16 protein-coding genes are annotated in these 22,175 nt (G+C 64.6%); 13 read left to right on the top strand and 3 right to left on the bottom strand.

Annotated elements, in window-relative coordinates; translation table 11 throughout:
• Window positions 1-132: 132 nt before the first annotated feature.
• A complete protein-coding gene (locus tag F8D48_RS05320; RefSeq protein ID WP_205717331.1) occupies window positions 133-513 on the top strand; it encodes a NifB/NifX family molybdenum-iron cluster-binding protein in 381 nt (126 codons plus the stop codon).
• Between the two features lie 66 nt (window positions 514-579).
• Here F8D48_RS05320 and F8D48_RS05325 read toward each other — a convergent pair whose 3' ends face one another.
• The gene (locus F8D48_RS05325) at window positions 580-1,689 is read right to left on the bottom strand and encodes an ATP-binding protein (protein WP_240806243.1); all 1,110 of its coding nucleotides are present in this window, start codon (window positions 1,687-1,689) and stop codon (window positions 580-582) included.
• Window positions 1,690-1,873: 184 nt separating this feature from the next.
• Here F8D48_RS05325 and hisS point away from each other — a divergent pair, with 184 nt between their 5' ends.
• The gene (gene hisS, locus F8D48_RS05330) at window positions 1,874-3,190 is read left to right on the top strand and encodes a histidine--tRNA ligase (protein ID WP_151430278.1); all 1,317 of its coding nucleotides are present in this window, start codon (window positions 1,874-1,876) and stop codon (window positions 3,188-3,190) included.
• Between the two features lie 123 nt (window positions 3,191-3,313).
• On the opposite strand, the gene F8D48_RS05335 is transcribed toward hisS, so the two are convergent.
• A complete protein-coding gene (locus F8D48_RS05335) occupies window positions 3,314-4,450 on the bottom strand; it encodes an RNA polymerase sigma factor (RefSeq protein ID WP_170272739.1) in 1,137 nt (378 codons plus the stop codon).
• Between the two features lie 506 nt (window positions 4,451-4,956).
• On the opposite strand from F8D48_RS05335, the gene F8D48_RS05340 reads away from it, so the two are divergent.
• From F8D48_RS05340 to rplL, 7 genes are all read left to right on the top strand, one after another.
• A complete protein-coding gene (locus F8D48_RS05340; RefSeq protein ID WP_151430282.1) occupies window positions 4,957-7,623 on the top strand; it encodes a hypothetical protein in 2,667 nt (888 codons plus the stop codon).
• Window positions 7,607-7,813 carry a hypothetical protein gene (locus F8D48_RS05345; protein WP_135970087.1) on the top strand — a complete coding sequence of 69 codons (207 nt, stop codon included), beginning with the start codon at window positions 7,607-7,609 and terminating at the stop codon, window positions 7,811-7,813. Before F8D48_RS05340 ends, F8D48_RS05345 begins: the two co-directional genes overlap by 17 nt.
• A 193-nt stretch (window positions 7,814-8,006) precedes the next feature.
• Window positions 8,007-10,235: a Tat pathway signal sequence gene (locus F8D48_RS05350; protein ID WP_420868750.1), complete on the top strand. Its 2,229-nt coding sequence runs from the start codon at window positions 8,007-8,009 to the stop codon at window positions 10,233-10,235.
• 285 nt (window positions 10,236-10,520) lie between these two features.
• A complete protein-coding gene (locus tag F8D48_RS05355) occupies window positions 10,521-12,149 on the top strand; it encodes an FAD-binding protein (protein ID WP_136432756.1) in 1,629 nt (542 codons plus the stop codon).
• 124 nt (window positions 12,150-12,273) lie between these two features.
• Window positions 12,274-13,701: a helix-turn-helix domain-containing protein gene (locus F8D48_RS05360; protein WP_136432754.1), complete on the top strand. Its 1,428-nt coding sequence runs from the start codon at window positions 12,274-12,276 to the stop codon at window positions 13,699-13,701.
• Window positions 13,702-14,070: 369 nt separating this feature from the next.
• Window positions 14,071-14,592: a 50S ribosomal protein L10 gene (gene rplJ, locus F8D48_RS05365; RefSeq protein WP_028027043.1), complete on the top strand. Its 522-nt coding sequence runs from the start codon at window positions 14,071-14,073 to the stop codon at window positions 14,590-14,592.
• A gap of 90 nt (window positions 14,593-14,682) precedes the next feature.
• Window positions 14,683-15,060 (top strand): 50S ribosomal protein L7/L12, encoded by a 378-nt coding sequence (rplL, locus tag F8D48_RS05370; protein ID WP_135970084.1) that lies wholly within the window; start codon window positions 14,683-14,685, stop codon window positions 15,058-15,060.
• A 397-nt stretch (window positions 15,061-15,457) separates the two neighbouring features.
• On the opposite strand, the gene F8D48_RS05375 is transcribed toward rplL, so the two are convergent.
• Window positions 15,458-16,372 carry a patatin-like phospholipase family protein gene (locus F8D48_RS05375; protein ID WP_151430284.1) on the bottom strand — a complete coding sequence of 305 codons (915 nt, stop codon included), beginning with the start codon at window positions 16,370-16,372 and terminating at the stop codon, window positions 15,458-15,460.
• Between the two features lie 346 nt (window positions 16,373-16,718).
• On the opposite strand from F8D48_RS05375, the gene F8D48_RS05380 reads away from it, so the two are divergent.
• The 4 genes from F8D48_RS05380 (at window position 16,719) to F8D48_RS05395 (ending at window position 21,975) form a co-directional block, all read left to right on the top strand.
• Entirely contained in the window at window positions 16,719-19,211 is a 2,493-nt protein-coding gene (locus F8D48_RS05380) for a molybdopterin-dependent oxidoreductase (protein ID WP_151430286.1), read from the top strand.
• Between the two features lie 9 nt (window positions 19,212-19,220).
• Window positions 19,221-19,787 carry a 4Fe-4S dicluster domain-containing protein gene (locus F8D48_RS05385; RefSeq protein WP_151430288.1) on the top strand — a complete coding sequence of 189 codons (567 nt, stop codon included), beginning with the start codon at window positions 19,221-19,223 and terminating at the stop codon, window positions 19,785-19,787.
• Window positions 19,788-19,866: 79 nt separating this feature from the next.
• Window positions 19,867-20,559, top strand: a complete 693-nt coding sequence (locus F8D48_RS05390) for a Crp/Fnr family transcriptional regulator (protein WP_151430290.1) — start codon at window positions 19,867-19,869, stop codon at window positions 20,557-20,559.
• 90 nt (window positions 20,560-20,649) lie between these two features.
• Complete coding sequence (locus F8D48_RS05395) at window positions 20,650-21,975, top strand: MFS transporter (RefSeq protein ID WP_170272740.1); 1,326 nt, start codon at window positions 20,650-20,652, stop codon at window positions 21,973-21,975.
• Window positions 21,976-22,175: the final 200 nt, after the last annotated feature.

The raw sequence follows: 22,175 nt of genomic DNA on the forward strand, positions 1-22,175 counted from the left end.
GGTGCCCGGGTGAAGCGGCCGTCCCGTTCGCGGGACGGCCGCTTTTTTGCGCGAGTTCCCCGTTGCGCATTATTCTGAGTTGCGGTTAAATGGGGCGGTACCCCGAGAGAAATCGAGCGAAAGGATCCGAGCATGACGACGATGAAACTGGCCGTACCCACCATGGGCGAGGCAGGGCTTGAGGCCCAGCGTGCGGGGCATTTCGGCCACTGCAATCGCTTTACCATCGTGACCATCGAGGACGGTAAAGTGCTGTCCGAGACCGGCGTGGTGGAGAATCCGCCCCACGAGTCGGGCGGCTGCCTGCGTCCGGTGGGCCTCTTGGCGGGCGAGGGCGTGAACGCCATCGTGGCCGCGGGCATGGGTGGACGCCCGCTTGCGGGTTTCAACCAGGCGGGCATCACTGTGTACTTCGACAACGTGCACCCGGTCGTGGGCGATGCCGCGGCTGCCGTGGCTGCCGGCGAGGCCCCCATCATGGATCCCTCCCAGGCCTGCCAGCACCACCACTAGAATCTGCCTGACGCAGATCAACCACCCAGGCGCAGCCGTTCGCGGTTGCGCCTTTTGCGTCGGAGGCTATATCTGCAAGGGGCCGAGCTTGGCTTCCAGATAAGCGCGGAATCCCGGTAGCTCGAAGGTGACATAGGAGGGGCCGCGCTCTCCGATGATTCCTTGCTCGATGAGGCGGCGCTTGTAGGTGCTGGCGTAGTTGCTTCCTTCGCCGAGGCGCTCGGCGATAACGGCGATGCGGCTTTCGTCCTCATCGAGGAGCATGGCCTGAAGGAAAAGCAGATCTTTGGGGGACAGGTCGTAGTAGGTGGCCTCCAGAACGCGTTCAGTGAAATTGCGATGGGCCGCCTCGGCACCTCTGAGCACGTCCTCAAGGGAGATGGTCTTCTCGCCGGGGTTTTGCGCCCAGCTCTGAAACCCTACGAGCTGCATGAGGTAGGGGAAGCCCTCGCTTGCTTCCACAGCTTGCGTCAGGGCCTCGGGAGTGATGGAGCGGCCGCCTTCCTCAGCGGTCAGTCGGATGCCCTCGGCTATGTCCTCATCGGCGATATTGCCCAAACGATAGCGGTTGGCCCGTCGCAAAAAGGAAACCGACTCGTTGCGCAGAAGCGAGCTCACCTTTCCGGGGAGCCCCGCAAGGACGAGAGCGACGGCGCGCTCCTCGCCGACGAAATGCTGGTAGACCGTCGCCAGCTGGATCATCTCATCCAAGTCGGGGCGCACCTCATCGACGGTGATGAGCAGGCCGATGCCCTGGTCGTTCAGGGCTTGAAGCATGCGTGTCATACGGGTGCGCCAGTTGCCGCCGGCTGTGGCGCCCGGTTCCCATTCCAGGCCGAGAAGCTGTCCGACCGTCAGTCCCTTGAGGCGGGTCTTCTCAGATGTGTCGATAAAGTTGGCTGCTGCGTCGCGCGTGCGTTCGATGATGTCTTCCAGCATGCCCGGAATCGCTGCGACGTTGACGGAGATCCACCCGTGCTCGGCGGCAATGCGGGACAAGTAGAGGAGCAGTGCCGTCTTGCCCGTGCCGCGCGCCCCGGTGAGAATGGTCGAGAGGTTGGGGTCGCCGGGACCGTTCTCGAAAGCGGACTCCATTTCCGAGATGATGTCGAGGCGTCCTGCCATCAGCAAGGGCACGCGTCCGAAAGTGGGAGTGAATGGATTCGGTGCGGTCACATTGCCTCCTTTTGCGATTTTAGGCGATTTTTGCAATTTTAGGCGATTTTAGGCAAGTTTTGCAAGACGGAGACCGGTGGGCCTCCGACGGTTTCCGACGCGCGCCTTTTTAGCGCTTGCGTTACAATACCCGGAGCTTATCTGAGAGGGGCGCATGGCGCCCGATGACGACGAAGGACTCGCTATGGCCATTAACGCACCTGAAGGGACGCGCGATCTTCTGCCCGATGAGGCGCTGTTCTGGAACCAGTTTAAGCAGACGGCGGCCGAGGTGTTCGGCACCTATGGTTATCTGCCCATCGACACGCCCATCATGGAGCAGACCGAGCTGTTCGTCCGCGGCATCGGCGAGGCCACCGACGTGGTGTCCAAGGAGATGTTCACGGCCATTTCCGGCGAGAATCTGCGCCGCTGGGTGGAAGAGGGGAAGGCCCCGAAGGCGAAAAGCCGCCTGTCGCTGCGCCCCGAGGGCACGGCCGGCGTGGTGCGCGCCGTGGTTCAGCACGATCTGGTGCCCCAAGGGGCGGCGCCCGCGAAGCTCATGTACGCGGGCCCGATGTTTCGCGCCGAGCGCCCGCAGAAGGGCCGCCAGCGCCAGTTCAACCAGGTGGGCGTGGAGTGCCTGGGTGCCGAGGAGCCTACCATCGACGCCGAGGCCATCATCATGCTCATGCGCTTCTACGAGAAGGTGGGCATTCCGCGCGAGTCCGTGCGCCTGCTGCTGAACTCCATGGGTTGCGAGCAGTGCCGCCCGGCCTACCGCGAGAAGGTGCGCGCCTACATGGATGCGCACGCCGGCGAGCTGTGCGAGACCTGTCTCACCCGCGCCGAGGTGAACCCGCTGCGGGCCTTCGACTGCAAGAACCCCCAGTGTGCGGCCGTGATGGCGAACGCGCCGAAGATCACCGATCACCTCTGCGATGACTGTCGCGAGCACTACGGGGCCGTGAAGGCCCTGCTCGACGGCGCGGGCGTGGTCTACGAGGAGGACTACAAGCTCGTGCGCGGGCTCGATTATTACACGCGCACGGTGTTCGAGGTGCAGGTGGATAACGGTATGGGCGCCCAGAACGCCATCGGCGGCGGCGGGCGCTACGACAAGCTGGCCGAGGAGGTGGGCGGACGAGCCACCCCGGGCCTCGGCTTCGCCCTTGGCTTCGAGCGCTGCGTGCTGGCCCTAGAGGCGGCCGGTGTGGAATTCCCCCGCGCCCAGCGCTGCGACTTGTTCGTGGCCTGCGTAGACGACACCGTGCGAGCCCGGGCCTTCGCGCTCGTGCAGGAGTGCCGCGACGCCGGCTTCGTCACCGAGATGGACCACCAGAAGCGCTCCTTGAAGAGCCAGTTCAAGCTGGCCGACAAGCTGGGCGCGGCCCGCGTGGCCGTGCTCGGCCCCGACGAGCTGGACGCGGGCGAGGTGACCCTGCGCGACATGGCCACCCACACCGAGGCCAAGGTGCGCCTGGGGGAGGTCGTCGGCGAGATGGGCCGCGCGATCCTGTAGCACGAGCGCGCTACGCGGTTTGGCACGGCAACACGTTAAGGTCGTGCCCCGTTTTGCTGCCCGATACGGTTTGGGACGGGAGCGCGTCGAGGGCGCGCCTCGCTTTGCTTTGGAGCCGTTGCGCTAGGCAGCCGGAGCGTAAGGCCCGGGGTCGCTGGGCGGGAAATCGATGACGACCTCGCCGGCGGCGACGTTACCCTCGCAGTCAGTGGCGATTACCGCATAGGTGCCGCCCGGCACGGTGAAGCGAAGCTCCCAGATGGAATCCTCGCCATTCACGCGGGTAGTCTCTGTCGAGCGGTAGACAGTGCCGTCCTCTGCCGTCAACGTTACACTCGCGATACCTGATTCATCTCTCAAAGACACCACCGATACGCCGTGCTCGAAGCGTAGCTCCTCCAAAGCGGGAGGCGTCGTATCGCCGACGGCCTCGGCAAGCGGGGTGCTGGAATTGCCGATGATCTCCGGAGTCATCGAGCTTGCGTTCGGCATCAGGTGTCCCGCTGCCACGAGTCCGATGCAGCCGATAGCCGCCACGCATGCTGCTACCGAGACGATGCGCACGCCCCAGTCGATGGGTCGCGTTGGCCGATGGATCGCTCGCGGGCGAGCGCCCTCGGCTAGAGGGTCCTCCACCGCTTGCTGCAAGAGGAGGGGCAGCGCCGACCCGAACGGGAGGACTCCCAGCTTGTCCCGCAACTTGCCGAGGGCCCGTTTGATGGTGCGCTTTACCGTGCTCTCGGACACGCCCAGATTCTCGGCGATAGCGGCAAGGCCCATGTCCTGGTAGAACCGCATGAGGATAGCCTCGCGTTCGCGATCGTCCAACTCGCTCCGCAAGGCCGCGGCCAGGCGAGCGCCCTCGTCGCGCCCGCTCGCAATATCGGCGGGATCGGCTTCGCTTGCGGCGGCAAGGCCGGCAGGGCCTTGTGCTTCCAGGCCTTGCAATTCATCGTGCGTCGAAGATGCTTCTCGCGGGTGACGGCCGCGTTCGAGGTAGCGCAGGCACGCGTTGCGTGTCACTGTGTTCAGGTAGCCAACGAAAGCCCGGGGCCGGATGTCGCCTTTATGCTCCCAGGCGATGAGGAACACTTCCTGGAGCACATCGGGCGCAGCCGCGTCGCCGACTTTGCCGACGATGGTGAAGTACTGAGCTTGGGCTGTGCGTAGATAGAGCTCCTCGAAGGCCCTCCGATCGCCGCCTTGCGCCTGCACGACGAGCGCGGCCAACTCCTCGTATGCCCGGTGCTCTCGTGCCAATATGCGACCTCTCGAATGAAGGGAAGGGACTTGCGAGAGTTCTGTCTGCGGATAACCCTCGCGGCTGCGTAGTGTAGCAGATCGGCGAAGATCCTGGAGTTTGCAAGCTTGTGAAGGAAATGTGAATCTGGCAAGATAACAACGAGAAAGGTGACCCGCTTCCCCTGATAGGCGGCTGTTTGTTATTGATGAATTGTCGGCAGGCCCCCGCAACGGCCTGTTAGAGATCGGCCGTTGCGTCAATCTACGAGGAGAATGTTATGGAAAGAAGGGAAGGACGGGCCGCGTTTAGGCTGCTGCGTCCCCGACGGGCCGCTGAGTCCCATGTGCGCCGCACTCAGACGAGCGCCACTTCCTTGCGCGGGATGGCGCTGCGCACTGCTCTGACAGTATTGCTCGCCGTGGGTCTGATGCCGTTGTGGGGAGAGGCGCCTGGCATTGAACTTGCGCAAGCGGGAGAGCCAGGAGAAGCTCAGTCGACCGGAGCACGTGCCGACGAGGGCTTCGTGGGCACAACGGATTACAACACCCTGTTAGAGGCTACGAATCTCAATGGCGAGCCGGCTCTCATAGAGGGTTCGACGTTGCGGGCAGGGTCGACCCTCCAGCCCGAGCACTACGATTTCGTGCCGGGAGACCTCTATCCCTACTATATTGTGAGCGACAGCGCGTTTCTCTCGAGGGGGCCTGTTTCCCTGACGGCGAGCTGGATGGTGCGCACTCATGCCGCAGCGAGCCCCATTGTGGAAGCCGAGAAGGAGAAGTATGCGTTCTTCACGTACTTCAGCGTCTGCTTTCTTGATAGGCCCGAGGCGACGAAAGCTGGAGGTCTTGGGATTTGCACCTATGGGCAAGAGTGGACCACCTCCATGGCGTCGCCGCGGACGATCACCTACGCGACCCGTATTATTGACGGGGTTAATCAGACGCGTTTCAACGAGAAGGAGCTGCCCGAGTATACGCGGCCCTCGTTAGTCTATGCCTACGATGCGGCTGCCGATACCTTCACGGTGGAGCTGGACGGCGAGCAGACCATGCGCGTTGCGAACGTGCGAAGAGACTACCTGGGAGGAGCTTCAGAGTGCTGGCTGGGTCTTTCGGGCGGCATCGGGTGGCGCAACGATCTGGTGGAGACCCTGGATCCCAGTAATCCGGAAAAATACCCTGCTACTCAGACGCGCACCGTCGGGCTCACATTCGATTCCATGGCATTGCCGAAGTTGGACCCTGAGATCAGCGGAATCTCTCTGTATCGCTACAACGATGCAACGAAGAAGTACGACATTCCGGTGGAAAAGCACGATGTGCTGGGGGCAGGCGAGGTGGTGCAGGTGCGCTGCACCGTGCGCAATAAAAGTGCGGCGGCCTCTGCGGACGGTTTCGACGAGCAGTATTCCATGCACCTGAAGCTGGCTCATACCACCGACAATCCTACCCAGGGTATCGCGCCCTTTGCGGAGGCCGGTTTTCCCATGGAGGTGGTGGACAAGAACGGTACAGTTACCTCGTCGGTTGAGGAGCCAGGGCCGGAGACGCTTTCCGGTAAGGTCGGTGTGCCCATCACGCTTTCGGGGAACGATCCCGTGTCGGTGACCTACTTTGCCCGCATTAACCAGGCCGATGGTCACGCCGTGAAGGTAAGCCACGAGCTGATCGAAGATACCTTCCAAGGTAGCCAGTTCGCCACGGCAGAGCTTATCGCCGATCAGGAACTAAAGCCGGCGCCTCCCTCGATGGATCCCGACGACCCGGATTCGGGGGCTGGCACGGCCTTTCACTATACGCGTCTGCCCATCGCCAACGAGAACGGGTGGAACCGGTCGCCGGTGGCGGTCACGTTCTATGCCGGCGATTTCGACGAGCTTCTCGTGACCGCTTCGGATGGAGGGGCTCTTGGGACTTTGGCCGATCGCGAGGCATGGCGGCAGACGGCCGACACCGACGGCGTGACCGTGTCGCTTCAAGCGCGCAGCACTGCGGGCGCGCTGTCGAAGAAGGGGACGGAGGCCATCAGGATAGACACCCATGTCCCCGCACTTCGCTGGGATGCCAGTGCGGGAACGTTGACGGCCGACGACAGCGTCCCGCCGAGTTCGGGTAAGGCGGTGGCAGGCGTGTGGAAGGTGTACCGCGTGAAGGCCGACGGGCGAGCGCTCGATACCGACGACGTGACGAAGTCGCCGGTTGTCGGTGCGTCCGCATGTAGCCTTTCGGCGGGTTCCGTTGGAGGCGATCGGGTTGCCATGTCCCGTGCCGAAGGGCAAGCTGCCTGGGATTTTAACCTAACGGACGGCGTCGGCGCGACAGTGCAGACAGTTGCCTCTCCTGCCCCCGGGTTCTATGTGGCTGAGGACGCAGCCGGCAATGTGAGCTCCGTGGTGGAGGTGCGCGAGGCAGATGAGCCGACAACTCCGGGACCAGATGGCCCTGAAGGGCCGGGCGACCAGGATCCGACAGGCCCGGGCGGCCAAAACCCCACGAATCCGCCCGATTCCGAAACGCCCGGTCCTCCGACGGTGATCATCAAGCCTGACCCGGGAAAGCCCGGCGACACGTCCAAGCCGCTGCCCCCCACCAAGGTGGAAGAGGATCCGGCGGGGAAGCTCTCCCACGCCGTCATCGAGGACGACCTCACCGTCGGTACCGCAAAGGCGTTCCCGTCGGCTGTTGATTTCACGACGCTCTTCTCGGAGCGTTACGACGTTTCCTCGACCTTGTCCGACGGCGCACTGACCTACGGGCCGATCCGCATCTTCAACGCTGACGGTCAGGAGGTGGATGCGGTTGACCGCACGAAGCCCGGTGATTGGGTTATCGAGCAGCGCATTGTCGACTCGGCTGGCAATTCCACCACGATTCGGCTGTCCTATCATGTGCGCGAAGGCGTTATCGACGGATGGCTGGGAAGCGGCAATGCCTCCGATGGCCTCGGCGGAACCGGAGGATCGTCTGGCGGCGACGGCTCCGCGGGGGCCGGGGCGGCTGCGGGTGAGGGGAGGGGCCGCTTCGCCTCAGCGTTGCGCGCACTGCCCCAGACAGGTGGCATCTTCGGGTCCTGCCCGCTGCATGTCCTGTTCGCGTTGATCATGGTGCTGGCCTCGGCGTACGGCATGATGCGCCTGCGCCAGGAGTCCCTCGATTGCAAGGAGCGTTACCGTGAAGCTGTCCGATAAGATGCTCTTCTTCCTGCTCGCGCTAGCCGCCATCGCCTTGCCCACTCTCGGCATGTGCGCGTTCGATCTGCTGTGGGCCGTGGCCGCATTGGGAGTTGTCTCGTTCTGGGCGGTGCTCGTGCACCGTCGCTGCAACGGCCGCTATGATCGCGAGTTCCCCGGGCGCTCCTCGAGCGGAGGCAGGGAGTAGGGCGTCCTGCGCTTCTTGGGTGCTTTCAACCTTGCGGTTTTCTTTCGGGTATTTGACGGCCTCCGCCTCGGCGGGGGCCGTTCGGGTATAGTGTCACGAAACCTTTGGGCGGGGCAGGGAAAGACCCCGCGTGCGACGGGTTTGCCCGCGGTGCGGCGAGGAGCCGCATTCGGCGGGAGCCCATCAGGAGAGGATGAGATTAGTGGCACAATCTGGTTTGGATGCGCTGCTCGAGGCGCTTCGTCAGTCGGGTATGAACACCGACGGCGTGGAATCGGGATCGGGTGCGAACGCGAACGCCGGCTCCGGTGCTGGCCCGCAGACGCCCGGCGGCAGCGGTGTCGGCAACGGCGCGGGCGCCTCGGGCTCGCGCGGCGGCGTGGGCGGTTTCGGGAGCTTCCCGTTCGGGGGCTTCGGCGGATTCGGCGGCGCAGGCAACGGCGGCGGACGCGGCCGGGGCGGCTCCGGCAACGGGGGGAGCGGCGGCCCCACGGTCGATTTCGAGTTTCTGGCCAACGACTTCCACCTGCCATCCAAGAAGTGGCTCGTGGTGCTGATTTTGGTGGCCCTGCTCGTCATCGCGGGCGCCTACTGGTGGTTCCACCCGTCCATCAACATTCACTCTACCGACTTCTGGGGCTTTGTCTTCATTGTCATCCTGCTGCCGCTGTTCCTCATCTTCTGGGTGCGCAGCAAGCAGTACAAGACCGGCACCAAGGAAGTGACGAAGAACGAGGGCAAGGCCAAGACCTTCCGCGCACTGTCCTTCGTGCCCGTGGCCGTGGTGGCGCTCGTGGCTATCGGCGCGGTCATGTCCATGGCCATCTTCCCCGGCAATGCCGAGAAGTATTCCAACGTGCTGAAGACCGACACGCTGGAGTTCGCCCAGGACATCAAGGAAGTGAACTACAGCGAGATTCCCGTCATCGACCGCGACTCGGCCATTCTGCTGGGTAACCGCGAGATGGGCTCCATCCCCGAGTACGTGAGCCAGTTCGAGGTGTCGAACCTGTACTCCCAGATCAACTACCAGGGCACGCCGGTGCGCGTGAGCCCCTTGGGTTACGCCGACCTGTTCAAGTGGTTCACCAACCGTGACGGCGGTATTCCGGCCTACGCTCTGGTGAACATGACCACCCAGGACGCGGAGATCGTGCGCTTGGGCGACAATCCCATCTACTACTCCCAGAGCGAGCCTTTGGCCCGCAACATCGACCGCCATGTGCAGCTGAAGTACCCCTTCTACATGTTCGGCGAGAAGTCCTTCGAGATTGACGAAGACGGGCACCCCTGGTGGATCTGCCCCGTGCGCGACTTCACCATCGGGCTCTTCGGCGGCGAGACCATCAGCCGCGTGGTGCTGTGCGACGCCACGACGGGCGAGACTCAGGACCTGTCGGTGGAGGAGTGCCCCGAGTGGGTCGACCGCGTGTTCCCGGCCGAGCTGCTCATCCAGCAGTACAACTGGTGGGGCTCCTACAACAACGGGTGGCTGAACTCGTTCCTCGGCCAGGAGGGCGTGGTGCGCACCACGCCGGGCACCGACGGCACGCTCGGCTACAACTACATCGCCAAGGACGACGATGTGTGGGTGTACACCGGCGTCACCTCGGCCACGGCCGACAACTCCATCATCGGCTTCGTGCTGGTGAACCAGCGCACTCAGGAGTCGCACTTCTACAGCGTGGCCGGCGCCACCGAGGACTCGGCCATGGAATCGGCCGAGGGCCAGGTGCAGAACTTGCGCTACACTTCCACGTTCCCGCTGCTCATCAATGTGGGCAACCAGCCCACGTACTTCATGGCCCTGAAGGACGGCGCGGGCCTGGTGAAGAAGTTCGCCATGATCGACATCCAGCGCTACCAGAACGTGGCCGTGGGCGATACGGTGGCCGATACTCAGAAGGCCTACGAGGCCCTGCTGGCCACCAACGGCGTGGTGTCCGAGAGCGACGGCGGCACGGCCACCGACGTGAAGACCGTGAAGGGCACCATTCGCTCGCTCAACCAAGCGGTCATCGAGGGCAACACCCATTTCTATGTGACCTTGGAGGACGAGGACGGCAATATCTTCGACTTCGCGCTGCCGGGCCTGCTGGACATTGTGGGCTATAAGGTGGGTGACGTCATCAACTTCACCTACGTGGAATCGGCGGGCAGTAACGTGAGCCCTGCCTACGAGATCTTGGGCGGCGACGGCAAGGCCCCGGCGACGGAGGATGCCGCAGGTTCGGATGGCAGCGCGGCTGGCGACGCGGGCGCCCCGGCTGACGCAAATGCGGATGGCTCGGCAGCTGCACCGACTCCTGCCGGCGACGAGAACGCCTCTGGCGAGCCCGAGGACGACGTTGTGGAACAGAACGGTGCGGCCCAAACCCCCGAGGAGGTAGCTGCCGGCGACGACACGAAGCAGGCGGCATAGTTCCAGCAGCTTTCAGGCTAAGGTTTAAAACGGACGGGACCAATCCCGTCCGTTTTTTGTTTCCCCAGATCAATGCCAAGGTTTATAGAGGGGGTTACAGCTTTAAACTTCTTTTTCCCGCTTGGTCGATGTGCGATTTCGACGCGGCGTTCATAGTGCGTGGTGCAGCGAGGGAGCTGCGGCGGATGGGGCGAGGGAGCCCCTCCGAACCTGAGGCAGCAGCCGCTGCGCCGCGATCCGGGAAGGCCGGGGGCGGAACCCAGAGAGAGGGAAAGGGAGTTCATCATGACCAAGTCCACTATGTCTCGTCGCGACCTGTTCAAGTTCGGTGGCGTAGCCGCCATGGGTGTGGCCGCTGCCGGAGCGCTCGCCGGTTGCGGGCAGCCCAAGCTCGCCGGCACGGGCGACGCCGCAGGTGCGGCCGGGGACGGTTCCACCTATATGGGGCCGAGCTTCCTGAACAAGCCGGCCGAGATCACCGATTTCGCCGAGGAGCACACCTACGACGTCGTCGTGGTCGGCGCGGGCGAGTCGGGCCTGGCCGCCATTCACGCCGCCCTTGAGGTCGGCGCCACTGTGGGCGTGCTGCAGAGCCTGTCCATCGTGCAGACCGCCGGCAACATGGGCGCCTCCATCGATCTGACCAAGACGAGCGAGACCGGCATCAAAGCGGCTCTCTCCTTCATCAACTACAAGAGCGACTACCGCGCCAACCTGGGCCAGGTAGAGGCCTGGGCTCGCAACTCCCAGGAGGCCCTGGCCTGGTGGGCCGAGGCGGCGGCCAAGGGCGGCAGCGAGTCGCAGCCCTATGATTATGTGGTGAACTGCAACGGCCACGACGTGTACTTCCACGCCAACACCTACTTCCATGACGAGGGCCATCAGAAGGGCGCGCTCGTGATCGGCGAGCAGGTGCAGGAGGAAGGTGCCGAGATCTTCTTCGAGACCCCCTGCGTGCAGCTCTACATGGAGGACGGCCGGGTGGCCGGCGCCATCGGCGAGACCAAGGACGGCGGCCACGTGCTGCTGCGCGCCTCCAAGGGCGTCATCATGGCCGCGGGCGACTACGTGGGCGACTCCGAGATGCTCGAGTTCTACACTCCCGACGCCAAGGGCCTGCACCAGGCCGTGGACTTCCGCAACGGCACGGGCCTGAAGGCCGCCATGTGGGTGGGTGCTCAGATGTGTCCCGCCTCCCACACCAAGATGGTGCACGGCGAGGGCCCGAAGGTGCGCTTCGAGATGCCGTACTTGTTCCTCGACCGCCACGGCAAGCGCTTCATGGACGAGGGCTGCTGCCGCATGGGCTACCTGAACGAGTTCACCAACAAGTACCTGGCCGAGGTCGACTTCGCCGAGTCCACCGCTGTGAAGTTCTTCTCCATCGTGCCGACCAACTGGCAGGAGCACTACGACGCCTGGGAGTCGTTCTCCGACATCTCCATCCACAACGCCTACCGCAACGTCGATCCCGAGGCCTGGATCAAGGGCGAGACCCTGGAAGAGCTGGCGGCCAACATGATCGCGTTCGCCGACGAGGAGGGCTGGGCCCACGACTACACCGTGGAGGCCATCGTGGAGTCCATCAACCACTACAACGAGCTGGTGGCTGCTGGCGAGGGCGACGCCGACTTCGGCAAGCGCGACGAGTACATGGTGCCCATCGAGGCCCCCTGCTACGCCGTGCCGCGCGGCGCCAACAACATCGACGCTCTGGTGGACGGTCTGTGGTGCGACGGCAACTTCCAGTGCCTCGACGTTGACATGAAGCCGATCGAGGGCCTGTTCGCCGTCGGCAACGCCTCTGGCCCCTTCTTCGGCAACAGCAACTACCCCATGGATATCGAGGGCCTGTCGGTGGGCCGCGCCATCACCACGGGCTTTGTGACCGGTCGCTACGTCGCGGGTCTGTAAGTCATCCCCCGTTCTGCCGCTCCTGTTCCCTCCCCACGGTGCGGCGGAACTCTCCCTCAAAGCCGGCGATCTTCGGGTCGCCGGCTTTGCCGTGTATAATCACCTTGCATAAGGAGGGACGCCCATGACTGAGAAAGCGGAATCGAAGGAAGACCGCCGCGCGCTTCTGCGGGGCGGCCGTCGCTATGTCGTGGCCTACGGGTGCGCCCGGGCCTGGGCCACGCTCACCTTCACCGGGGCGGGCGCCGGTGCCGGAATGCTGGACGCGGTACCGTGGTCGTTCGACCCGCACCTCACCTTCGATGCGGCCTACATCGCCGTGAGCATCCTCATGGTGCTGCTGTTTCGCCGCTTCATCCCCCTCAACGAGAACCGCCTGGTGAAAGTCGTGGCCGCTGCAGGCATGATCGTCGCGTCGCTGCTGTGTACGCTAGCAGTCTGGGTGCCCGATGCGTCCTTTGGGCTCGCGGTGGCCGGCTCGCTTGCGGCCGGTGTGGGTTACGGGCTCTTCCTGCTTCTGACGGCTGAGGTGCTGGCCACCTTCAGCCTGCTGCGCATCTTCCTTTTTCTGGCGGGCGCCATGCTGCTCGGTACCGTCGTCACTTTCTTCTGCCAGGGTATGGGCCTGTGGCAGGCCCAGTGCGCGCTTGTGCTGCTGCCGGTGCTCGCGGTGCTGTACCTGCGCGATGCCTACGCCCATGTGCCCGAGGCTGAGCGCCCCAAACGCGGCGTGCCGAAGTTCTCCTACCCGTGGAAGCTGTTCGTGCTCTACGGCCTGTACGCCTTTGCCTACGGCATGCGTGCCGACCAGCTGGTGGCGGGCGCCGGGCGGCACTCGTCCCTTTCCACGGCCATCATCATGGCGGTGCTGTTCGCGACGGCCTACTTCGCCTCGCGCCGCTTCAACATCGGGCTTCTGTACCGCTCGCCGCTCGTGCTCATGGTGTGCGGTTTCCTGCTCATTCCCGCCGAGAGCCTGTTCGGCTCGGCGGTGTCCAGCTACCTTATCGCCATCAGTTACTCGCTCATGTCGTTTCTCGTGATGTTTCTGCTCTACGACATTGCCAAGCGGCTCGGCGTGGCCATCGTGGCGTTTATGGCCATCAAGAACGCCGAGCAGCTGCTCCAGGTGGCCGGCGGCGAGGTGCCGGGGCTTCTGGCCTTAGCGGGTCTTCCCGTGCCCACGCAGGATCTGGTTACGACTGTGGTGGTGAGCGTGCTCATCTTGGGCGCCACGGTGCTGCTGTTCTCCGAGAAGGAGCTGGCGAGCAAGTGGGGCGTGTCCATCCTGGAGGAGGGCGGTCTCGTGCAGCGCACCGAGGAAGAGGAGCGGGTGGGCGAGCGTGTGGAGGAGCTTGCGCGCACCTACCGGCTGAGCCCCCGCGAGGAGGAAGTGCTCGCGCTTCTGGCCGATGGGAAGACCGGCCGCGTCATCCAGCAGGAGCTGTTCATCGCCGAGGGTACCTTCAAGGCTCACACGCGCCACATCTACGAGAAGATGGGCATCAACTCCCGCAAAGAGCTTTTCGGCCTTTTGGGCGTGGGGAAGTAGGGGCACGCTGGGCCGTCCAGGGCATATTTTCTGAAAAGTGGGGAAAATACCCTTGACGCTGGGGATAAGCGCCCTATACTGAACAGGCTGCCCAAAGTGGGCGGCAAGAGAACAGATATGTTCCGCTACTTAAGACAGCAGGTACTGAGCCTGTCCGCCCCGGTGAGAACGTTTCGGAAGAAACGGCACTGGCAAGCGTGGGAGCTCGGTTTAATCGCGCAAGCGGCCCGCCGAGGTGGTCGACATTCGCATCCGTGAATTCGTGCGGCCTCCGTCTTATGGGCGGGGGCCGCTTTTGCTTCTCAGGCTTGCGGCCCACCCACCAGGTGCGGAACCCGGAAAGCTTTGAGAAGGAGGTGTACGTACAACATGCCCAACGCTCAGAACAAGGAGATGCTCGCCAGCATCAAGGAGGATCTCGACGGCGTTTCCGCCATGTGGGTCGTGGACTACCGCGGCCTCACGGTGAAGGAGATGCAGCAGCTGCGTCGCGACATTCGCGAGACTGGCTCGGTGCTGAAGGTCTACAAGAACACGCTGGTTCACCTGGCGCTGTCCGAGGCCGAGCTGCCGACCCTCGACGATATGCTCGCCGGCCCCAGCGCGTTCGTGTTCTCCGGCAACGACGTGGCCGCGTCCGCGAAGGCCCTGAAGACCTTCGCCAAGGCCAATCAGAACCTTGAGATCAAGGGCGGCCTGATGGAAGGCGCTGCCGTGTCGGCCGCGGAGGTGGAGGCTATCGCTTCTCTGCCCTCTCGCGAGCAGCTCATGGCTCAGATCGCCGGTGCCATCTCTGGCGTCGCTCGTGGTCTGGCCACCACCATCAACGGTGTGCCCCGTGGCCTGGCCCAGGTCGTCAAGGCCGTGGCCGAGCAGAAGGAAGCTGCCTAACAGCTCGGGCGGCCTGAGATGGGCCGCGTAGCAACGAAGAAAACTTGGCCGGCACGAAGAGGCGCCGGCCCCCTTTGAAAGGAAACTAACATGGCTGTTACTCGTGAAGAGATCATTGAGGCTCTGAAGGAGATGTCCCTGCTCGAGGCTTCCGAGCTCGTGAAGGACATCGAGGAGACCTTCGGCGTGTCCGCCGCCGCTCCGGTGGCCGTGGCCGCTGCCGCTCCGGCTGAGGGTGGCGCTGCCGCCGAGGAGAAGTCCGACTTCGACGTCGTGCTCGAGGGCTTCGGCGACAACAAGATCGCCGTCATCAAGGTTGTCCGCGAGATCACCGGCCTGGGCCTGAAGGAGGCCAAGGAGGTCGTCGAGGGCGCTCCGAAGCCGGTGGCCGAGGGCGTTGCCAAGGACAAGGCCGAGGAGATCAAGGGCAAGCTGGAAGAGGCCGGCGCCGCTGTGACCCTGAAGTAAATTCGCTTTCGCGAATACTTCAACCGCCTTTACGGCTATACGGAACCCCGCTTACGAGCGGGGTTCTTTTTTTGGCGAGAGAAGCTGTTTCGGATGCACTGCGTTGCTGCGATTTTCGCTGTTCTGAGAAGAAAATTGCGGTTTTCGTAATCGAAAATGCCTTACCGTTAGAAACGACGTTAGCCCACCTGGGAAAACGTGGATGTAGAATGCGAAATTACGCTGTCGGACTACGAAAACCGTGATTTTCTTCTCCATTTGGGGGTAGGTGAAGCAGCGCGAGAGGCGGTGCGCGAGAAATAGCACGAGAGGGCCTTGGGAAAGTCTGGGCCTTGGAGGATTTGGGAATCTGGAGGGAAACGGAAGCGTGGGGGACCGGGGCCTTGGGGAGTTGGAGCTAGCCGAGCCACGCTTCCAGGGACTCTATGTCGCGGCGGGCCTGGGCCTGACCGGCTTCGTAGGAGCGCACGAGGGCGTCGTAGTCGGTGGTCTTGTTGGCGACCTCCATGGCATCGGGGTAGAAGACCCAGGCGGCGCCCGTCTTCTCCAGGTGCTCTATCTCGTCGCAGAGCTCGTTGTAGGGCTGCCACCGGGCGATGGTGCGCTCGGCCACCACGGGGTGCTTGCGGAAGGCGGCACGGAAGAGGCGCTGCTCAAGGGAGCCCATGGGCTTCTTGCGGTAGCCGCGGGGCTGGGTGCGGATGATGCAGAAGCGCTCGAAGCCGTCGGCGCGGGCGGCGTTCAACAGGATGCCCCAGCTCGCTCCCATGCCCCCGTCCACGTAGGTGCGACTCCCGATGGTCGTGGGCGGCATGAAGATGGGCATGGTGGACGACGCGCGCACCATGAGCCCCACGTCGCGGGCCTCTCTCATGTCGGCCTTCGTGAAGGCCACGGTCTCGCCGGTGTCCCAGTCCAAAGCCTCGATGTGCACGTCGGCGGGGTTGGCGTGGAAGGTGTCCCAGTCGAAGCGCATGGGGTCGTCGGCGGGCGCGGTCTCGATAAGCTCCTCGTACAGGTAGGGGCCGTTGAAGTAGCCGTGGCCGGCCAGGAAGCTCTTCCAGCCGCCGAAGCGCGGGTACTGCACCAGCTCCACGAAGCTGGCCCGGGCGCGCACGGCGTCGCGCACCAGGTAGTTCACCGTGTGGCTCGACCCGGCCGAGATGCCGTAGACGCGCCCGAAGTTGATGTTGCGCGCGAGCAGCTCCACCACCACCGGCGCCGTGTAGCTGTTGCGCATGCCGCCGCCCTCAAAGATGAGCGCCACGTCGGGCTGGTTGATGGTAAGGCTGGCTTGGTCGGCAATCGGCATGTCGCTGCTCCGTTTCGCGGGTTTTGCTCGAGTGTGTCAGCTCCTAGTTTCCCACCTGCGTGGCGGAAATTCCCTGAGAGCTCGACAAAAGGCCCGCAGGCGATGGGGTCAAGCGCAGCCCGTGCACCGTGGCGCGAGATGTGCGCCACCCAATTCTGTGTGGAAACAGCCGCACGGTTTTCCGTACCATGCTCTCATCGCGCGAAACGGAGAAGAGACGAGCGCGGTATTCGAAAGGGATGGAGCCGCTCGGGCGTTCCGTTCTCGACCGCGACGAGCGGGAGGGGGACGGGGTGTCGGGGTGCCGTTCCGGGTATACCGCGCGACAACACGAGAAGGGGGAGTTATGGGCGATAACGAGAAGTGCGCCATCGAGAACCTCTCTGAGGACACGCGTCCGATCGAATTCGTGAAAGACGGGAAGATGCACCGCCGCACCTTCATCAAGGGCGTCGGCTGGATTACCGTGGCAAGCGCCTTGGGGCTCGGTGCCGCGGGATGCGCTCCGGCCGAGAAGGCGGCCGACAACCTGGCCGAGACGGGCGCGGGCACCGATGAGGCCGCCGAAAAGCTGGCCGCCACCGAGTACTCCTACGCGTGCTGCAGCTACAACTGCACCTCGCGCTGCCTGCTGAAGGGCCACGTGCGCGACGGCAAACTCGTGGCCGTGGAGCCGGGCGAGATGCCGGGCCGTCCCGATTACGCCAACGCCTGCCTGCGCTCCATGTCGTTCATCGAGCGCGTGCAGAACGAGGACCTGCGCGTCATGTACCCCATGAAGCGCACGGGCGAGCGCGGCAGCGGCGAATTCGAGCGCATCAGCTGGGATCAGGCCATGGACGAGATCGCGGTGCGTCTGGAGGAGTCGAAGGAGAAATACGGCCCCACCGCCTGCTCGTTCTACTCGTTCACGGGCAACCAGAGCAAGCTGGCCATGCAGTCGGCCACGCGCTTCGCCGGATGCTACGGTGCCACCACCTGGGACATCGAGGGCATCATGGGCGATCACGGCGCTTCCATGGGCATGAAGATGGTCTACGGCGTCATCCGCGGCGCCCACGACACGCGCGACTACGAGCAGAACTCGAACATGGTGGTCATCTGGGGCCGCAACTTGGCCGACACCCACACGAGCGAGCTGCGCTACATTGTGCGCGCCCGCGAGCGCGGTGCGAAGATCGTCTACATTGATCCGCGCTTCTCCTCTACCGCCACCATCGCCGACCAGTGGATTCCCATCCGCCCCGGCGGCGACTCGGCGCTCGCGCTCGGCATGATCAACTGGATCATCGCCAACGACCGCCACGATAAGGAGTTCCTCGCCAAGCACAGCTGCGGCAGTTTGCTCGTGCGCGACGACGACGGGAAGTACCTGCGCGGCGAGGGCGATGCCTACATGGTGTGGGATCCCGCGTCCGGCAAGGCCGTGCCCGCCGACACCGAGGGCGTGGAAGCACCCATCGAGGGTTCCTTCGACGCTGACGGCGTGGCCGTGAAGCCGGCCTTCGTGCATCTGAAGGAGCGGGCGGCCGAGTATCCCTTGGAGCGCGCCAGCGAGTTGTCGGGCGTGCCGGTGGACGTCATCGAGACCTTTGCCCGCGAGTACAGCGAGGCGAAGCCCGCAGGTATCCGCATGGGCCAGGGCATGCAGCGCACCTACAACTCCTACCAGTCGTTCCGCACGGTGGCCGTGCTGGCGGCGGTGGCGGGGTATGTGGGCGTGCACGGCGGCGGCGCGTCCCATGCCGGCGGCACGAAGGCCAACAAGCCGGTGCCCGGCGAGACAGCGCCCGAGTTCCTCTACGACGAATGGGCCGACACCGGCGAGAATACGGCGAACATGGTGAAGAGCTCGCTCATCTACCAGTGCGCTGTGGACCACGACCCCGTTCGCTGCGACTTCATTTGGTTCAACGTGTCGAACTTCCTGAACCAGAGCCCGGATGCCCATCGCATTATCGACGAGGTGTTCCCGAACATCTCTACCATCGTGGTGGCCGACCCGTGGTGGACCTGGACGGCGAAGTACGCCGACTACGTGCTGCCCGCCACGAGTCTGTGGGAGTACTGGGATTTGTACGACCGCGCTCCCTGGGTGTTCCTCGTGAAGCCGGCCATCGAGCCTCTCGGCGAGAGCAAGTCGGACTGCGAGATGATGACCATGCTGGCCGAGCGCGTGGGCCTGGGGCATTTGTGGAGCAAGACGCCCGAGGAATGGGTGCGCTCCTGGCCGAACCCCGAAAGCTCCGCCTTCGAGGGCTTCGACTTCGACGAGGCGGTGAAGGAGGGCATGTGGGGCATGCCGACGGGCATCTACGATGAGCCGCTCATCGTCTTCGAGGACCAGCAGTACCAGACCCCCACGGGTCGCTTCGAGTTCTACACCGAGGACATGGTGGAGTTCGACGAGCAGGTGCCCCTGCACACACCGGCTATCGAGTACTCCAATCCGGAGCTGGCGGCGAAGTACCCGCTCATGCACCTCACCTACCACGACCGCATGAACGTGCACACCCAGCACTGCGACTGCCCGGCGCTTCATGCGGTGCAGATGGAGCAGACCCTGCAGATCAACCCGGTGGACGCCGAGGCCCGCGGCATTGCGCACGGGGATGTGGTGCGGCTGTTCAACGACCGCGGCGAGGCGAAGATGACGGCGTTCGTGACCGAGGGCATCATGCCCGGCGTGACGGCGGCCCAGGCCGGCTGGACGCCCGAGCACGTGCTCGGCGGCAGCCATCAGTACCTCAGCCACCTGACGCTGAGTCCCGCCGAGGAGCATTACTCGCAGACGAACAGCGCGTTCAACGACATCATGATCGAAGTTGAGAAGGCTTAAGGGGGAATTATGGCTGAGAAGCAATACGGAATGCTCGTGCGCACGGAGCGCTGCGTGGGCTGCCAGACCTGCGTGGTGGGCTGCCATCTGCTGCACGAGTGCCCGACCGATGTGTACCTGGGCTATCTGGAAACGGTGGGCCAGAGCAAGAACTACCTGGTGACGGGCACCTATCCGAACGTGTCGGTGACCTTCCGCCCTCATTTGTGCAACCACTGCGCCTCGCCGGCCTGCGTGGCGAACTGCCCCACGGGCGCTATGGCCAAGCGCGAGGAGGACGGCATCGTGGAGAGCGATCCGTCCGTGTGCATCGGCTGCGGAGCCTGCGCGAAGTCGTGCCCCTATGAGGCCCCGGTGGTGGCCGACGCCCTGGGCATTGCCATGAAGTGCGATTTCTGCCGGCCCCGCGTGGAGCGTGGCGAGGAGCCGCTGTGCGTGTGCAGCTGCCCGGCCGAGGCTCGTATCTTCGGAGAGATCAGCGACGAGACGAGCGAGGTATCGAAGCTCATGGCCGAGCTGTCCGCCGAACCGCTTCTGCCCGAGGAGGGCACCGAGCCGTCGGTGCGCTACTGCTAGAATACGAACGATCCATACGCGGCGAGCGCCTTCCCGCCTCCCTCCCTCGGGGAGGCGCTCGCATAAGGAGGAGGGCGCCATGGATTCCAATCTGATGCAGTTCATCGATGCCGAGCGCTATCCGACGGTGTTCACCACCGACGAGCTCGTGGGCCAGGCCGATCTGCCTTTCGAGCGGCGGCGGTATCGGAAGGGGGAGATCATCTTCGGCGCCGAGGAGCGCCATCCCTTCACCTACCACGTGGCCGCGGGCATCGTGCGGCTGTACCTGTCGTCGGCCGAGGGCGCCGTGAAGACGCTGTTCTACCATGCGGTGGGCACCCAGTTCGCGTTTCAGGGGTTCAAGCGCGACCGCATGACGTGCTCGACGGCCGAGGCGGTGACCGACTGCGAGCTGCTCGCCATCGACTACGCCGACCTCATCGACTTCTGCGATGAGCATACCGAGTTCTATATGGCCTACATCGAGTATTTGTTCTCCATCACGAACTCACAGACAGGGGAGATTGCGAACCTATCGTTCAAGACCGGCGTGCAGCGGGTGGCGCAGCTGCTCTATGCGCTGGCGAGCGACGGCGAGACGACGGTGCCCTATTCTATTGACGAGTTGGCGGCTATCATCGGCACCCATCGCAACACGGTGAGCAACGCGCTGTCGCATCTGCGCAAGCTGGGCTTGGTGGAGAAAAGCGCGCGACCGGTGCGGGTGCGCGATGCCGAGGGGCTGCGTGTCTTCGCCGAAGAGGCGCGCGCGGGTTTATCCTTGAAGTAGGATAGGGGTGCACCCAAGGCTGGGCGGAAGAGCCGGGGGCGGTTTGGTAGGATGCCGCAGATACGATGGCATCCGGCGAGGAGGGGAGTTGTGGGGAAGGGAAACGGCCGCGGGACGCTGGCGCTGCTGTTCGCGGCGGGGTTCTGCGCCTACGGATGCAATCATGCGTGCATGATCTACGTGCCCCTGTGCGTGGTTGCCCTGGGCGGCGACTTGTTCCAGGCGGGGCTGCAGGCCACGGTGTTTCTGGCCCTGGCGGTGGTCCTGCGCTTCGTCGTCGGGCCATGGGCCGACCGGAGGGGAGCGAAGGGGCCCATGCTGCTCGGTCTGGCGGCGTACGTGGTCGGCGCGCCTCTGCTGGGACTGTGCCACGACTTCGCGGCGGTTCTGGCGGTGCGCTGTCTGCAGGCCGTGGGGATGGCGGCGTTCTTTCCCTGCGCCATGGCGGCGGTGAGCGCGGCGAGCGCGCGGGCGCGGTCGGGGTTGGCGTTGGGGCTGTACCGATTCGTGTCGTCGGTGGCGCTCATGGTGGCCGCGCCTCTCATGTTCTCGCTGGTGGGTGCCGTCGGCTACGGCGTCGCCTTCGCCGGATGCGGGGCTTTGGCCGCCGTCGGGCTTCTCTGCGCGGTGCTCGTGCCCGCCCGCTGCTGCCGGCCGGCGGGAAGCGAGGGGGAGGCGAAAGGGGCGCGAGCGGGATGGCGGAGCGCATCGGGGGAGGATGCCGCGACGCCGGCGGACGAGGCGCGGACGGCGACGGCGGCAGCTTCGTCGGGAACGCAACGGGACGCTGCCGGGGCATTGCCGGGAGCGCGTCGGGAAGACCTCGCGACGTCGGCGACCGCCCGGATGCCGGGAGACGGGCGCGCGGCGGTGGTCGTCGCGCTCGCCGTCACGCTTTTGTCTGCGCTCGGCTACGGCCTCGTCACCAACTTCGCCACTTCCTTCGCCGAGGCGGCGGCACCCGAGGCCAACGCGGGAATGCTCATGGCGCTCGTCGGGGCGGGCGGTCTTATCGCCAACCCGCTCGCGGGGTGGCTGGTGGATCGCAGGGCGGCTTCGGGGGTGGTGGCCGCCTTCGCTGCCGTCATGGGCGCGGGCATCGCCCTCGTGGCGGTGCTTCCGATGATTCCGGCTCTGCTCGCCGGAGCGGGGCTGCTCGTGGGCATCGGGTATTTCGGCACGGTCACGAGTGCGGTGGCGCTTCTGGCCAAGCGGGCGCCCGAGGGCCGCCGGGCCTCGCTTATCTCCCAGCAGCAGAACGCCGTGGACGTGGGCATCGGCGCCTCGGGCCTGCTCTTCGGCGCCCTCATCGTGGCCACGGGCGCGCCTGTCCTGTTCGCCCTCGCCGGGCTTTTCCTCGTCGTCGCCCCGCTCGCCCTCGCAATCCTCGCCACGAGACGACCTGTCGCGATGTGAGCGCAAAGGGCCGAGCGCGTCGAGGCGGTGCCGAAATCTCGACAAATCGGTACAGACTCGACCGACTCGACAGGCTCGACAGGCTCGACAAGTGATTTGTCGAGGACTCGACAAAAGGTTGTCGAGCCTGTCGAGTCCCATGGGGCGGGTGCCGAGCTCTTGGCGGTTTCCAGGCACAAAAGGAGCCACCTGAAGGTGGC

The sequence above is a fragment of the Adlercreutzia muris genome (genome assembly GCF_008831045.1).
Taxonomy (GTDB): domain Bacteria; phylum Actinomycetota; class Coriobacteriia; order Coriobacteriales; family Eggerthellaceae; genus Adlercreutzia; species Adlercreutzia muris.